Genomic DNA, 15126 nt, shown 5'->3' with positions numbered 1-15126 from the left:
CGCCCATCATCACTCAATCACCTCCCAATGACCGGTTTTTTTGGACCCCACACGCCGCAGGATGCCTGCATCCTTAAGCTTTCCGATGTTACGCATCACAGTGGTGCGATCTTTTTGGGTCATGTCCGCCAGTTCGTCATAGGAAACAGTTCGGTTTGACCGAATAAAATCCAACAATTGCATTTGGAAGTCAGATAAAGATGCTTTTAAAGGTGCACCCTGCATCTTTATTGCACCTTTATCCACCAAAACCAGCTCTTCTACCGGTTTGCGGTGAACCGTGGCGGTGAACAGGCATCCCTCGTGGTCGTCGGCAAAGTCGATGTCCGGCCACTTTTCCAGTGCCCGTTTGATGCCCGAGCCCAGGCCGTGGTAGGGCAGCAGCCCCTTGGCGACATAGGAAGTCACGCCGGTCATGCTTTGCCTTCCTTTTTCCGGGGCCACCTGGTGGCTGATTTTGCCTGCATGGGTCAGTAACTCCCGGCCATTGAGCTGAATAATGGCATCCAACCGCTGAATCCAGTCTGTCATGTGCATGGGAATTCTTTGCTGGGCCATGGCTTCGGCGAAGGCCAGGTATTGCTCCACCAGCAGGCCGAGCAGCTTCATTTCGTCCTCGGCAAGGTAGTTCTTGGAGATGCTCACATCGCTTTTACGCACAGCCAACTCACCTTGCTTGTCGAACGACTGCATTCCCATCAGGGGCAGCGCGGCGTCGGCCCTGCGATAGACCAGTTCCGCCGCCGTCTGCTGGCTGATGGCCCAGAGGAGCTTGTTCTGAACCACCTTGAAAAACTCGACAGTCTTTTCATTCCTAGGGTCGTAGTCGATGCTTGTGGTATAGATATCCTTGATTTTCTGATAGAAAAAACGTTCAGAAAGGCGGATTTCGCGGATGCGTTCCTGCAACTCCGTGAAATAGGCCATCGAATTTCCCGTTTTGAAACGCTCGTCGTTCAGGGCAAAGCCCTTGACGATGTATTCCTTCAGTCGCTGGGTGGCCCAGATGCGGAATTGTGTGCCCTGGTGGGACTTGACCCGGTAACCGACGGAGATGATCACGTCCAGGTTGTACAATTGAACGTCTCTGGATTGGGTTTTGTCAGGCATGGCACCATGTCGAGTGGTCGTCCGGAAATTCCGGACAACCACCTGCTCGACCAGTTCGCCTTCACTGAAAATATTGCGGATGTGCTCGGAAATCGTCTTCTTGCTTTTGCCGAACAGCCCAGCCATGTGGTCCTGGGTCAGCCAGACCGTCTCGTCTTCCAGCCGGACATCAATTTTGATTTTGCCGTCGGTGGCCTGATAAATAAGAATTTCCGAATTATTCATGCCGCTGGCTCTATACTTATAAGGTCACTTGTCGGGTCAAAGTGACCGGATATAACCATGCTACCCGTGTTGGCAAAGCCGCCATCTCAGAGGCCAAGGAATCGGCATTCTTCACATCCGCCTTGAACTGGCGTGAGGAGTCTTCGTCAAGGGCGATTTGAGTGTGGAAATCGGATAGTTTCATGTCATCCATGTCTCCAAACCATATTCGGCAACCGGTTCCCGGAGTTCAGTGGGGGCAGTCCCGTTTGCCCCTATGAATAATTTGTCCAATTCCCATTGCTCGGGATTGTTATGGATATATTCCCGGATACGATTCAATTCCGGTTCATTGCGGACAATATGTTCCCAATAATTGCGTTGCCATAATTTTGCGCGGGGTGTTTGGCGTAATTCGTTGATGCGTTTGGTTGCGGCGGATTTGTATCCGGCCACCAAAGATCCCAGGGATTTTGGTTGCCGGTACAAGCCGTGGTGGTTTGACGATTGTAGGGGCGCACGGCCTTGTAGGGGCGCACGGCCGTGCGCCCCTACGGTGCTGGTAATAACCACAATCCCATGCAAATGATTGGGCATCACCACCCATTCGTCCAATTCAATTTCGTTGCGGATTTCCCCGGTTTTCAACCATTCATCGGCAACAATCCTCCCCGCATCATTCAACCGCATTTTGCCGTGTACGATTTCCCCGAACAAAGATTCCCGATCGTGGGTGCAGATGGTCAGAAAATACGCCCCGGCCCGGGAATAATCGTATCCCTGTAGTCTGATGGAGCGACGGTTTCGTTGGGATACTTGTAGGGGCGCACGGCCGTGCGCCCCTACATCACGGCCGTGCGCCCGTACATCGTGGGGATCGCAGCTCATACCGCCACCTCCCCGTTCATCAGTTTGGGCAGGAGGAGGTCGCGGGCTTTGGCCAGTGCATTTATTTTTTTTTCAAGGACTTGAATCATTTGAAATGCAGGCTCCATCTTATCATGGAAGATGTTGAGCACGCTCTGAGCTGGCAAAAGTATCTCCGCTCTTTCGAAGTCGTCCGGTCTTACCGCTGGGTAACTTGCACCCATTGTGTGATTTACCAAATGGCTTACAAAGTCATCTGTGGTTACAAACAAGTAAAGATAAGAAAAGGGAATGGTCACAGGTGGCAGAATCGTGAATCCAGTAGAAAAAACATCATTTTCATCTTGCTCAAGAACAAGGGCATACGCCCCTAAATTGGGACGAACATTTGACCAAATAACATCTCCATCGGCTCCCTTGCGACGTGCACGGCCCGGAGCTTCTGAAGAAGGCATTTTGTTCTTCGAAAGTATTCGCCCCTGTTTCACCGATGAGATGTCTATGTAGTTGATTTCATTGGGCAGGTTGTTCGCCTTGTAGCTTTCAGCGTTTGTGGCTGCGACATCCCCCAACCGCTTCTTCTCCCACCCCTCCGGCACGCCGTCGATGATTTGGGTGTGTTCGTGGCCGGGGAAGCGGAGGTGGACGAACCATTCCTTGTAGAGCAGCCGAGCGGCCTGTTCCAGCAACTGTATCCGTCGCCGGTCTGCCCCCGGTAAAGCCAGACAACGGCCAGCAGGTTTTTCTCCTGCTCAGGACTGAAATCGTAGATCTTGCGGGTCACCTTGTGGTAGACGTTGCGAGCGTCGAGCATCAGCACCTTGTCTTTATGCTCTTTGGGCTTGTCGCGGTTCAAAAACCAGAGTTCGCAGGGCACAGTGCGGGTATAGAAGAAGTTGGAACGGATGGCGATCATCACATCGACATCGCCGGTCTCGATCAACTTTCGGCGGACATTGGCCTCGCCGCCCCCGGCGCTTGAGGCCTGGGACGACATCACGAAACCGGCCTTTCCCTTGTCGTTCAGGTAGCTGTAGAAATAACTGATCCAGACATAGTTGCCGTTGCTGACCTTGCCCTTCTTGTTGACGCCGGGGAGCCCGAAGGGCAGGCGCGGATCGCGCCCCACCTTGTCGGCATCGATCTCGTCCACGTTGAAAGGAGGATTGGCCATGACATAGTCGGCCTTGTTCACCAGTTCGTGCGGATCTTCGTAATAGGTGATGGCCTTGAGGATATCGCCTTCCAGGCCGTGCACGGCCAGGTTCATCTTGGCCAGGCGAATAGTGGTGGCGTTCTTCTCCAGCCCCCGGATGAGCAATTTTTCCGTCGGGCTGTCGCCATGCTCTTCTACGGTCCGGGCACTCTGCACGAACATACCGCCGGAACCGCAGGCCGGGTCGAGGATGACACCGTGATCCGGGTCGATCACATGGGCAATCAGGGAGACAATGGAAATGGGAGTGAAGAACTCGCCGCCGTCATGGGCCTTCTGGTTGGCGAACTGGGTCAGGAAGTATTCATATATGCGGCCGAAGACATCGCCGGAAACCTTCTTCAACTCCTCCGGGTTGAGGGTCCGAAGCAACTGGCCGAGGACATCGTTGTCCAGCTCCTGGTATTCGGACTTGGGCAAGACGCCGCGCAGGTTCTCGTAATCCTCCTCGATGGACTCCATCGCCTCGATCAGCGCCTTGGCCCGGTCGGCACTGTCCGGCAGGGACACCAGAGAATCAAACTGTGCTTCGGGGCGCAGAAAGATGGCACTCTGTTTGGAAAAGTCCTCCTTGGTCAAAGACCGGGTTTTTCCACCCCGGCTGGGCAAGGTAGGCTCGATCTTACCTTTAACCAGAAGATACCGGCTGTAGGCATGACGCAGAAACACCAGCCCCATGACCGGCAGGAAGTATTCGTTACTGGCATAGTTGGAATTGGCCCGCAGAGTATCCGCAGCGTTCCACAGCCGCTTTTCAATTGCCTCGATATGTTCAAGTTGAGCCAAAGCTACCCTCCATCACGACGATTGTTTAACGATACGTACCGAGGCTTTTCGGTTCGATGCAGGGAATCGTGGGGTTCATCGTTCCACCCGTACCCGCCGTTGTCCCGGAACAACCGGGGTCTTGGCGTCACCCGCCAAAAGATGTCCGCTGCTCCAACAGATCAAATTTTGCGGCAAGCAACAAAGAGGATTTTGTAGGATTTCGGGTCGTGGTCGACTTCCCTGCGTTTCCCGCAGGGAAGGGAAAGGTACATTTCCGGTTTTCAATCGTGCGTAATGTGTCACCCGCTCAACCGCACTGCTAACCGTCCTGTGTCACTGCTCGGAGTCAGTGGAATCCTCGGTCTGCTCCAGGCGCTTGTTTGCTCAGCGATATGCATCTTTGCGATGGCCAACCTTGACCACCCATACCGTAAGCTCGTCATCCTGGATTGAATATACGATCCGATAATTCCCTTGACGGATTCGGTATAATTCAAGGCTTGTGAGTTTTTCGCACCCCATAGGCCGAGGATCGTTTCCAAGTTGCTCAATTCGGGAAATAATTTTTTTGAGATCGGCTTGGGGAACCTTTTTGAGTTCTTTCCAAACCGATTCCCTGAAAAATATTTCATATGCGGCCATCTTTTTTCAGCCTTTTGAGCATTTCGGAAAAACTGATCAACGGCTCATTCGCCCTTTCCTCGAACGCAGCGATATCCTCAGCATCCTCGGCAAGCGCCGCCTTGACTGCGTCATTGACAAGATCTGAAATTGATTTTGATGTTTCTATTGATTTTAATTTCAGGGCCTTGTGTATGGAAGGATCGAAATACACGGTGGCCCTTTTGGCTGGTATTGCCATGATATCACCTCCAATATTTGTGACATTATAGCTCCATAACGTTATGACGTCAATACAGCTGAATTCAGGGTAACGAGGTCAAGGGTGAAGGGGTCAGCGAAGGGGTCATAAAGGGGTCAAATCTACTTTTGGCTCTTAGCTTCTTTTATCCTGATCACAGCAAGAGATCCTCTCACCTTCCAGTCTGGTGTGCAACGCAACCGCTCAACTAAACTACTGACCGTGTAGTACCTGTTTATACCAAAATGTTTCCCACTTCACTTGAGATTGCCTGGCTCAGGTCAAAAGGCGGACAAGATAAAAGGCCATGTCACGGGAAATATTTCTTCTGCCTTGGCGGTTAAATACGAATTGACTTCGCAAATAAAGTTAAAAGCAGACTTGACCCCCTTGATGACCCCCTTGACCCCTATTTGCTATTTGAGCTCCGGATACAACTTGCCCAGCGCGTTGGCAAGGTCACGGCCATTCATCTCCGGCATGACCACGTCAATGGTGGAGGGGTTCATGGGGTGAGTACCAGTCAAGCCTGCAAGGGGTGCGGGGAGTGGACGAGCAGAGGCAGTGCTGGCGGGGCGTGACACGCCCCGCCAGCAGGAACCGAGACAGGCTTCCCGGTTCGTCAAGTCAGGTCGGAGTGTCTATTGCTGTGCCGGAACATTTTCGATGCGCATGTTCCAGCTGTTGCCAACCCAGTATTCCGTGAAGGGCGGCTTTTTTTCGACCCTGGCTGGTGTGCCTTCGGCGGTGAGAATGCTCAGTTCGTAGACTCTGGCGATGTTGTCTTTTTTCATTTCACTGTTGGTGATGGCCACATGAAGGGGAAGACGCCACTGAAGTACGCGGCCGAAAAGGTCGCGGGTTCCGACATCCCAGGGCCCCTGAACCGATGTTGCCAAAATTTTGGTCCCCCTGCCGGGGGGATTCCAGTTGGGGTGCTGGCGGATGAAGTCAAGGGCCGCCTGGGAGAGTTCCGCCACGGTACCTGGACCGGGAAAATCGGCCATGTTGCCAGCCCATGCACGGGCATCGATTTCTTTTTCAATGCGGACGCTCATCTCGGCATACAAGGTATCCACCTGGCCAAGAAGTCTGTTAACGTCCTGATCTGCGGTGTCGAAGGCCTGGGCCAGGAGCAGAAATTCCCTGGCTCCTTGCAATCGTTCGAGCCTGATTTCTTCCGCCAGGCCTTCAATGCCCATCATGGTGAATTCAGCTTGTCGAGCCAGATCCTGCGATGATGCCCGTCGGCTTTTTTCAACGTTCACAAGGCCCCTGTGGAGATCGTCAAATCTGCTGCCAACATCGAAATCGGTTTTCACGCCCAGATCGTGGAGGGCATTGTTTATTGCCGCCGGTGTCTCTCCCAGTGTGTCAACCACGTTCCCCATAACCGGCTGCAGCAATGGCAGCACGTCCTGTTCCAGGGTCTCGAGCTGCGCCACGGCTTTGCGTCCCTGTTCCAGCTGATCCTCTGGGGTCGTACCCTCAATCATGCTACTGCCGTGAACCCCCTGAAAACGAGCGTTAAAGGCATGGTGCAACTCCTGAATTTTTTCGGCCAGGAAAAGAGCTTCGGTCGCGGCCGGCGAGCTTTCCTCAACGGGTTCGGTCTCGGTGGAACGCTGTTGGATCAGAGGGGAGATGTCAGCCAGGATGGCTTGGCTTTCCCTGATTTCGGGGCTGTCGTGAAAGGCAGGATCAACTGATGCAATAATTGCATCCAGCCGTTCCCGGTAGGTGTCGACCGATTCCGATGCCCCCTGAAGCCTGGTCTCTCGTATGGAAGGCGACAGATCCCACCAGCGATGGTCGTTCAAGTTCGAGCGGGTTCGCTCCATTTCCCGATTCAGCTCACGCAGATCCCTGGAGGCGGGGAACCTGGCTGTCTGCGGAGTGGGAGTTGGTGCTGTCGAGACGGAGGCTGACACGGCGTCTTCCAACCGCCGATCCACATTGCCGGAAAGTCTGTCATACCGTGTGCGGGCACTGCTGAGTTGAGGGGAATCACCCTCGGCCGCTGCGGCCTCAAGCGCCTGATTTGCCTTGTCCAGTTCCATTCGTGCCTCTTCGAGCTTCCCTCCATGGAAGGATCTTTCAGCGCTTCTGATGAGGTTGTTCGCCTCTCTGAGATACTCAGCCTGAGATTGGGCATGAACCACTGAATCGCTCCATGGCATGGGAACAAAGTTCGCCAGAGAGTAGCTGAGAGCAAAAAAAAGCAGCAGGGGGAAAAAACGGACCTTGGTCATAAGCAAACCTCTTCGTTTTTTTTTAGCGGTGAATAGTTCTGGTTCAGGTCACAAATAATCCTGAATCCGTGACGGTTGACGTTTGTTTTGGATATATCCAACACAAAAGTCCAGCCGCCACGGATTCAGGAACTCTTATCAAAACAAAGTATCTCGCCTGGATGGCCACCAAGTCACCCGCTCTTGGTGCATTCAACCCTCAGGAAGGTTTTCGATCGAGCGCATCACGGACTTTGCCGCCGAGGTCCTTCATGGTGAAGGGTTTCTGGATGAACTGCACCCCTTCGTCAAGGACGCCGTGATGGGCGATGACGTTGGCGGTATAAACGGACATGAAGAGGCATTTGAGGTTCGGGAACAACCTGTGGAGCGCGTCGGCAAGATCGCGGCCGTTCATCTCCGGCATGATCACATCGGTCATCAACAGGCGGATTGTCCCGGCGTACTCTTCGGACAGGCGCAGCGCCTCTCCCGGGGTAGCGGCAGCCAGTACCTGGTAGCCCTGACGCTGAAGCATGAGCGTGACCATCTCGAGAATCATCGGTTCATCTTCAACCAGCAGGATGGTTTCGGAACCCGATGATGGCTCAATTTCTCCTGCATCCACTGGACTGTCTGCCTTACTGCCATATCGTGGCAGGTAGATCTTAAAGGTTGTCCCCCGACCCGGCTCGCTGTAGACATTGATGAACCCGTTGTTCTGCTTGACGATGCCGTAGACCGTCGCCAGTCCCAGGCCGGTGCCCTCCCCTGCCTGCCTGGAAGTGAAAAAGGGTTCAAAAACATGGCGCATGGTTTCCTTATCCATGCCGCAACCATCATCGCTGACTGCCAGGAGGACGTACTCGCCCGATACCACCTCGGCATGGTCTGCCAGGTAGTTCTCGTCAAAGAGGACATTGCCGGTTTCGATGGTGATCCTGCCGGTTTCGCCGATGGCATCCCGGGCATTGACACTGAGATTGGCAAGAATCTGGTCGACTTGCGAAGGGTCGATCTTCACCGGAGCCACATCCTCCCCCGGCAACCAGGCAAGATCGATATGTTCGCCGATCAACCGCCGCAGCATGTTGAGCATACCCTCAAGAGTCTGATTGAGGTCAAGCACCTTGGGTGCCACGGTCTGCTTGCGAGCAAAGGAAAGGAGTTGCCGAGTCAGGTCCGCCGAACGTTGTGCCGCTTGACGGATGCCTTGCAGGGCGGTCTGCAGCGAGTGGTCCTGGGGCACCTGTTCGATTGCCATCTCTGAATAACCGAGGATTACTCCGAGCATGTTGTTGAAGTCATGGGCAACGCCGCCGGCCAGACGCCCGATGGATTCCATTTTCTGGGCCTGGATCAGCTGATGTTCGAGCTGTTTGTTGCTGGTGACATCCCTGGTGACCGAGAGAATGTGGTTTTCTCCCTGCCATTCAAGCATTCTCGCCGACATCAGGCCAATACCGATCAAACCGTTCTTACGGCGAAATTCCGCTTCCAGGTTCTCACAATACCCTTTGTCCCGCAACTCCTTGACCAGAATTTTTCGGTCTTCCGGATTACACCACAAGTTGATCTGCTGTGAAGACTTTCCCAGGACATCGTCGCGAGTATATCCGGTCAAGCGGACGAAACCTTCGTTCACATCAATAAACACTCCATCTTCGAAGCGATTGATGCTCACCGCATCGGGACTGGTATAAAAGGAGGTCCTGAAGCGAGTTTCGCTCTCCCTGAGGGCCTGCTCCGCCTGTTTGTGGGCACTGATATCGCGAATAAAGACAAAACAAAACCGTTGTTCCAGGGCACTGTACTGCACGCTGACCTCGACATCGAACAGGCTGCCGTCCTTGCGGCGGTGCCGGGACTCGAAACGATCTCCGCCGGTGGCGATCACCTTTTGCATATGCCTGGCAACCGCTTCCGGGCTCTCGCTGGCTTCGAGATCGGCAATAGTCATGGTCAGCAGCTCCTCTTCACTGTAGCCGCTCATCCCACAGTAGGTGCGGTTCACTTCCAGGAGACGACCGCTCGTATCCACCATCCAGAAACCGTCCATGGTGGTCAACAGAATAGTACGATGGCGAGTTTCGCTCTCCCGCAGGGCCTCCATCGCCTTTTGCCGCTCGGTCAGGTCGATGCCAAGGCTGGTGACATCGATAACGTTTCCATCGGTATCCTTGCTGAGGACATTGGACCAGGCGACATTGCGCAATTCGCCGTTTCTGGTGACGATTTCGTTTTCATAGGTGGAGAATTCGGCGGTATCTTTCCGCTGCATGGTGGTGTGAAAAACCATACGGACCTGTTCCCGGCAATGGTCAGGAATAAACAGGTCAAACCAGTCGCCGCCAAGCACCTCGTCCCTGCGGTACCCGACCAGTTGCAGGAAATGGGTGTTGGCAAAGACGATCCGTGCCTCAGGGTCGAGGCTGATGGCGACCTGCGGGGTATTGATCAGGACATTGCGCCATTTCGTCTCGGAGCGGATGAGGGTTTGTTCCATCTGCTTTTGTCGGGTGATATCCTGGAATATGCAATAGGTCTGCTGGAAATTTCCCTCCGAATCCTTGCCGATTCGACCGTTGAAGGAGACGTAGACATAGGTGCCGTCCTTTTTTCTGATTTCAAACTCAACGCCGAGAATCTCGCCCATCGCCTTGAAGCGTGGGAAATTCTCTTTGAAGTGATCCCGCCAGTCGGGATGGAGAAACTCACCGAAATTTTTACCGACAACCTCATCGGCACGATAGCCGAGGGCATCCATCCAAGCCTGGTTGACCGAAAGAAAATTACCGTTTTCATCAAGGGATTGATATGCCAGCGGCACCTGTTCATAAAGGCGGCGGAAATGGCTGTTTTCCTGAACCAGACGACTGTTGTCGGTTTCAAGAGCGGCCAGTTTTTTTTGCAGCGCAGCAATGACCGTAGCGGTGTTTCCTCTCTCTTCAGTCATATCGCTCTGCTCCGGCTAGTGTGTATATGGGATCAGCTCTCGGGGAGTATCACGTTGTTTGAACCAGTCGCATCCTTATCCGTAGTTTTACTTAACTCGATTAATTCTTTCAATGTATATAGTGGCCATGCAGGTGGGACGGAAATGTTCAACAACCAACTGTTTTACTATAATTTTCAAGGAGATCAGAACAAACAGGTCCATGTGGGAAAAATACCATCGCGCTGCGCGAATGAAAACGGCCGCCACGGGAAAAGTGTTACCAAGCGCTTCTCCAAATGATAATACAACCTGAATCCGTGACGGCTGGACGCTTTTTTGGATATACGGACGAATAATCACGGATCCAGGACAACGGAAACTACGGGCGCAGCAGCTTCAGACCCAAAGGTTCTTCCACGACCCGCTTGGCGTCGGTCCCGACCAGCTCATGGATGATCACTTCCATAACCCGCCACACTTTCACCCCATCACGGATACAACCGGTAACCGTTGTATCGACCCGACCGCAGGCGACATGCATGTGGAGAAGCGGGACACCCTCTTCATCCCGAAACAGTGTCCCCACTCCAACAGCTTCGTGGACATTTTTCAACTGGTGTTTCATGGCCTCGACCGGGAGCTGACGATCCACGCGCGGCCCAACCACCAACCTGCTGCCATCGTCGGCCCCGCCGACAAGAATCACAGAGGCTGCTGTAATATCGTGATCAAGGGCGAATTGCTCGATGACCTCGTGGACGATCTCACCATCTTCGAGACGAAGAATAAAAACCCGCCCTTGCCGGGCTTGTGCATATTTCATAATATCTCCTTGAAGGTACTTTTGGCGGAATTCGTGCAATACCCCTGAATCCGTGACGGCTGGACGATTTTTTGTGTATAAATTGCTGTAATTATATTATAATTTCAGCAGAATCATTAAAGGGAACCTTCATTCGCCGCCCTTCGGGGCGTCCGTCCGCACGCCATCTTTATTGCCCGTAACCGTCCGATAAAGTTTACTTTAATCAAACGGTCACAGAAAATAAAGCTGACGCACGGACGACCGCTCACGGATCCAGGTTACCGACAACACGTGGGCGGATCACAGTTGACAACCAAAACGGTTTTATGGTCTCGGGGATGGTATCGGCAGTACTATTCCCTTTTATTGTCGTTGTCGTAATCCTGGTCATGAAACGGTTTCAGTCAGTCGGGGACGACACTCATCCCGTGGACCCGCTGAACGGTCATCTATTCCGTGATGAACAAACCGCATCAGTACCCAACAGCACAGTCAGAAAAAAGGATAATAATCGAATGGATGGAAAAAATCGGGCAGCAATCAAACCAGGACAGCTCGTCGATATTGTCTGCAAACAGGACCAGCGTACCGGGCGACTGACCCGGGGAATGGTCGATAAAATCCTGACCCGGTCCGAATGGCATTCCCACGGGATCAAGGTGCGATTGGCGAACGGACTCGTGGGACGGGTCAAAGCCATATTGCCGCAAAACAGTGACTCAGAAGGCAACAGCCAGGGACCCTGTTGAGCGTCACCCCCTTATTTCCACCGCAATACTCATGATGCGGCGAACTTGCTGTCCACCTTCCCTGCTCCCCTGCTTGCGCAATTGTGCAGCGATTGAATTGTCATGCTTGACGGATCCGTACCTGAAGCCACTTGCCAGCGCACGATTCGTGGAGAAGCCGGCGACCGGGGAATCACAGATATGACCCCGCCACGCCACCTGTCGGTTGTCGATGCATACAGTGGACTCTGTTGTTCCTACAGGGGAATAAGAGGTGGGTGCGCTGGAAAAAACGTTAAGACTCGTGTTCGTTTAAAAAAAGAAAGAGGGGCTTTTGGCCCCCCTTGAAAATTTTATGCCTTCAGCACCATAACCAGCTCAACCGGCCAGAGCCGCACTCCCCGCCCAGTCAAAGAGCAGACCCGGAAATATCCCGAGACCGAGAACACCAAGCACACAGAAGGCCAAGGCAGCGATCATGCCGGGGGAAAAGTGAAAGACCATGTTTTGCTCCCCTTCATCCATGTACATGTACCGCACCACTCGGAGATAAAAATAGGCGGAAATGGCGCTGAAGAGGACCGCACCAACAACGGTCAGGATGTAGCCGGCGCTGAAAGCCGCCTTGAGCAGGTAAAATTTGCCGATAAAGCCGGCGGTGGGTGGGATACCGATCAGGGAAAAAAAGAACACCAGCATCAGCGCCGCGGCAATGGGGCTGCGGGCGGCCAGCCCCTTGCAGTCATCCAGTGTTTCGCGGGGATTCCCCTCGGTGGCCAGCAATATGAGGATGGCAAAGGCGCCCAGGTTCATGAACAGATAGATGAACAAATAGGACATGGTGGCGGCCAGTCCCTGGGTGGTGCCGGCCAGCAGGCCGAGCAGAGCGTACCCGGCATGGGCGACGGAGGAATAGGCCAGCATCCGTTTGAGGCTGCGTTGACAGAGAGCAGTGATATTTCCCACCGCCATGGTTAACAGAGCCAGCACCGCCAGAATCGGTCCCCAGTGAAGCTGCAGTTCCGGCAGGCCGTAAAAAAGCACCCGGCCGAAGACAGCGAAAGCCGCCGCCTTGGGAGCAACGGACATGAAAGCGGTGACCACGGTGGGTGCGCCTTCATAGACATCCGGCGTCCAGAGGTGAAAAGGCGCCACCGCCACTTTGAAGCAGAACCCGGCAATCAGCAACCCAAGGGCGGCTGCCAGGGCCGGGTTGCCGGCCAGGGCATGCACCTCGATCACTCTGGCGATGGAGGCGATGTCGGTGGTCCCGGTGAGGCCGAACAGGAGCGACATGCCAAACAGCAGCAGCGCCGAGGCAAAGCCGCCCATGAGAAAGTATTTGATCGCCGCCTCACTGGTCCTGTTATCGGTCTTGTGCAGCCCCACCAGGGCATAGATCGGCAGGGCCATAAGTTCAAGCCCCAGGTACAGAATCATGAGATCGCCGGCCGAGGCCATGATCAGCATGCCCACCGCCGAAAGGACGAGCAGACTGTAATACTCACCCTGGTGCATACCGGAAATTCGACGGAAATGCTCGCTCATCAAGGTGGTGACGACCACGCCGGTCAGACAGAGGGTCTTGAAAAACACCGCATAGCCGTCGATGACGAACATGCCGCCAAAGGCGACGGCGGGTCTCGATCCAAGAACCATGACACCCACGGCCAGGCAGCCGACCACGGTCAGCCAGGGCAGCAACTGCCGCTGTCTGGGGGCGAAAAGATCGAGGATGATCAGCAACACAGCGATGCCGACCAGCAGCAGTTCCGGGATGATGGGTTCAACAGCGGCCCAGTTGACAGCCACGGTAGTACTCATGATTGCTCCTTGCAAAAGATCACGGTAAGAAGGGCAGAACCTGTTTCACGGGGAAAGGGCCAGGCTCAATGACTGGATCGACCCTTCCACTCCCCCGCCATGGACCTGTTCAAGGAGATGGACCACGGACACATGGAGGTAGCTGAGCAGCGCATTGGGGTAGAGACCGATCCAGAATATTAACAGGACCATGGGTGCCAGGGTGATAATCTCCCGCAGGTTAAGTTCGGGCAGGCCCCGCATCTCCTCTTTGACTTCATTGAAAAACAGCCGTTGGTAAAGCCAGAGCATGTACCAGGCCCCAAGAATGAGACCGGTGGCAGCAAAAACCGCGGTCCAGGGGAGCCGTTCAAAGCCGCCAAGCAGAATGAGAAATTCGCCGATAAAACCGTTGGTGCCCGGCAGTCCCACCGCAGCCAGGGTGAAGAGCAGAAAAAAACCGGCAAAAACCGGCATGGTCGAGGCCAGGCCGCCGTACGAGGCGATCTCCCTGGTATGAGTGCGCTCATAGATCATGCCGATGGCGAGAAACAGTGCTCCGGTGATGATGCCGTGGTTGATCATCTGGAGAATGGAGCCTTCCAGGCCGCGCTGGTTGAGGGCGAAAAGTCCCAGGGTGACAAAGCCCATGTGGCTGACCGAACTGTAGGCGATCAGTCGTTTGAGATCAGTCTGAGCAAGACAGATAATGGCCCCGTAGACAATGGCAATCACTGACAGGATGAGCATGGGCAGCAGCATCTCCCGGGTGGCATCGGGAAGAATGGGCAGGGAAAAACGGAGGAAGCCATAGGCACCCATCTTGATCAGCACCCCGGCGAGGATCACCGAGCCGGCGGCCGGGGCTTCGGTATGGGCATCCGGCAGCCAGGTGTGCACCGGCCACATCGGCACCTTGACCGCGAAGGCAGCAAAAAAAGCCCAGAAGAGGATGAGTTGCAGTTTAAGCGGATAGGATTGCCCGGCCAGCTTGATAATATCGAAGGTCTGACCGCCGTTGATATACAGCAGGATGATGCCCACCAGCAGAAGCAGGCTGCCCAGAAGAGTGAACAGAAAGAACTTGACCGTGGCGTAGATCCGCTTTGGCCCACCCCAGACGCCGATGATGAGAAACATCGGGATAAGCATGGCTTCCCAGAAAATATAAAACAGGAAAAAATCGGTGGCCAGGAAGACCCCCATCATCGCCCCCTCCAGGATCAGCATGGCGATGAAGAATTCCTTTACCTTGGTGCTGATGCTCTCCCAGGAAACCAGAATGGAGAGGACCATGATCAGGGCGGTGAGGAAGACAAACAGGATACTGATGCCGTCAATCCCCAGCGAGTAGTTGATGTTCAGGGCACTGATCCAGGAGTGGTGCTCCTGAAACTGCATCACCGGGGTGGTTTTATCAAAGAGCAGAAACAGGGGCAGGACCAGCAGCAATTCGATCAGGGTGATGATCAGGGCCATCATCCTCAGGGTTGCGGTCTGGTCCCGGGCGATAAACAGCAGCGAAAGCCCGCCGAGAATCGGAAAAAAGATCAGGGTGCTGAGCAGAGGTATCGACATGGACGACGTTTCCTCA

General features: G+C 54.2%; 12 protein-coding genes and 2 pseudogenes. 1 reads left to right on the top strand and 13 read right to left on the bottom strand.

Annotation, left to right across the window (positions count from 1 at the left end):
- Positions 1-9: 9 nt before the first annotated feature.
- From JWG43_RS20190 to JWG43_RS04240, 11 genes and pseudogenes are all read right to left on the bottom strand, one after another.
- Complete coding sequence (locus JWG43_RS20190; RefSeq protein WP_504208221.1) at positions 10-225, bottom strand: HVO_A0114 family putative DNA-binding protein; 216 nt, start codon at positions 223-225, stop codon at positions 10-12.
- Positions 226-333: 108 nt separating this feature from the next.
- A pseudogene (locus tag JWG43_RS04285) lies at positions 334-1335 on the bottom strand (virulence RhuM family protein); the annotation flags it as partial.
- 16 nt (positions 1336-1351) lie between these two features.
- The gene (locus JWG43_RS20185; RefSeq protein WP_205241582.1) at positions 1352-1519 is read right to left on the bottom strand and encodes a hypothetical protein; all 168 of its coding nucleotides are present in this window, start codon (positions 1517-1519) and stop codon (positions 1352-1354) included.
- A complete protein-coding gene (locus JWG43_RS04275; protein ID WP_205241581.1) occupies positions 1516-2202 on the bottom strand; it encodes a transposase in 687 nt (228 codons plus the stop codon). The genes JWG43_RS20185 and JWG43_RS04275 overlap by 4 nt, the downstream gene beginning before the upstream one ends.
- Positions 2199-2753, bottom strand: a complete 555-nt coding sequence (locus tag JWG43_RS04270) for a restriction endonuclease subunit S domain-containing protein (protein WP_205241580.1) — start codon at positions 2751-2753, stop codon at positions 2199-2201. Before JWG43_RS04270 ends, JWG43_RS04275 begins: the two co-directional genes overlap by 4 nt.
- 131 nt (positions 2754-2884) lie before the next feature.
- Positions 2885-4183, bottom strand: a pseudogene (locus JWG43_RS04265) (class I SAM-dependent DNA methyltransferase); the annotation flags it as partial.
- 366 nt (positions 4184-4549) lie between these two features.
- On the bottom strand, positions 4550-4807 hold the full coding sequence (locus JWG43_RS04260; protein ID WP_205241578.1) for a type II toxin-antitoxin system RelE family toxin: 258 nt from the start codon (positions 4805-4807) through the stop codon (positions 4550-4552).
- Positions 4794-5027 carry an RH3 domain-containing protein gene (locus tag JWG43_RS04255; RefSeq protein ID WP_205241577.1) on the bottom strand — a complete coding sequence of 78 codons (234 nt, stop codon included), beginning with the start codon at positions 5025-5027 and terminating at the stop codon, positions 4794-4796. The genes JWG43_RS04260 and JWG43_RS04255 overlap by 14 nt, the downstream gene beginning before the upstream one ends.
- Before the next feature lie 641 nt (positions 5028-5668).
- Entirely contained in the window at positions 5669-7279 is a 1611-nt protein-coding gene (locus JWG43_RS04250; RefSeq protein ID WP_205241576.1) for a hypothetical protein, read from the bottom strand.
- Positions 7280-7478: 199 nt separating this feature from the next.
- Positions 7479-10214, bottom strand: a complete 2736-nt coding sequence (locus tag JWG43_RS04245; protein WP_205241575.1) for a PAS domain S-box protein — start codon at positions 10212-10214, stop codon at positions 7479-7481.
- Positions 10215-10575: 361 nt separating this feature from the next.
- Complete coding sequence (locus JWG43_RS04240; RefSeq protein ID WP_205241574.1) at positions 10576-11019, bottom strand: PPC domain-containing DNA-binding protein; 444 nt, start codon at positions 11017-11019, stop codon at positions 10576-10578.
- Between the two features lie 497 nt (positions 11020-11516).
- On the opposite strand from JWG43_RS04240, the gene JWG43_RS04235 reads away from it, so the two are divergent.
- Positions 11517-11750 (top strand): YwbE family protein, encoded by a 234-nt coding sequence (locus JWG43_RS04235; RefSeq protein WP_205241573.1) that lies wholly within the window; start codon positions 11517-11519, stop codon positions 11748-11750.
- A gap of 357 nt (positions 11751-12107) precedes the next feature.
- Here JWG43_RS04235 and JWG43_RS04230 read toward each other — a convergent pair whose 3' ends face one another.
- Together JWG43_RS04230 and JWG43_RS04225 are read right to left on the bottom strand one after the other, a co-directional pair.
- On the bottom strand, positions 12108-13553 hold the full coding sequence (locus JWG43_RS04230; RefSeq protein ID WP_205241572.1) for an NADH-quinone oxidoreductase subunit N: 1446 nt from the start codon (positions 13551-13553) through the stop codon (positions 12108-12110).
- Between the two features lie 45 nt (positions 13554-13598).
- Positions 13599-15110, bottom strand: coding sequence for an NADH-quinone oxidoreductase subunit M (locus JWG43_RS04225; RefSeq protein ID WP_205241571.1), 1512 nt, complete (start codon positions 15108-15110; stop codon positions 13599-13601).
- Positions 15111-15126: the final 16 nt, after the last annotated feature.

This window comes from Desulfobulbus alkaliphilus (genome assembly GCF_016918545.1).
Lineage (GTDB): Bacteria > Desulfobacterota > Desulfobulbia > Desulfobulbales > Desulfobulbaceae > Desulfobulbus > Desulfobulbus alkaliphilus.
The sequence above is the reverse complement of the archived record's forward strand: the minus strand, read 5'-3'. Positions and strand labels throughout refer to the sequence as shown.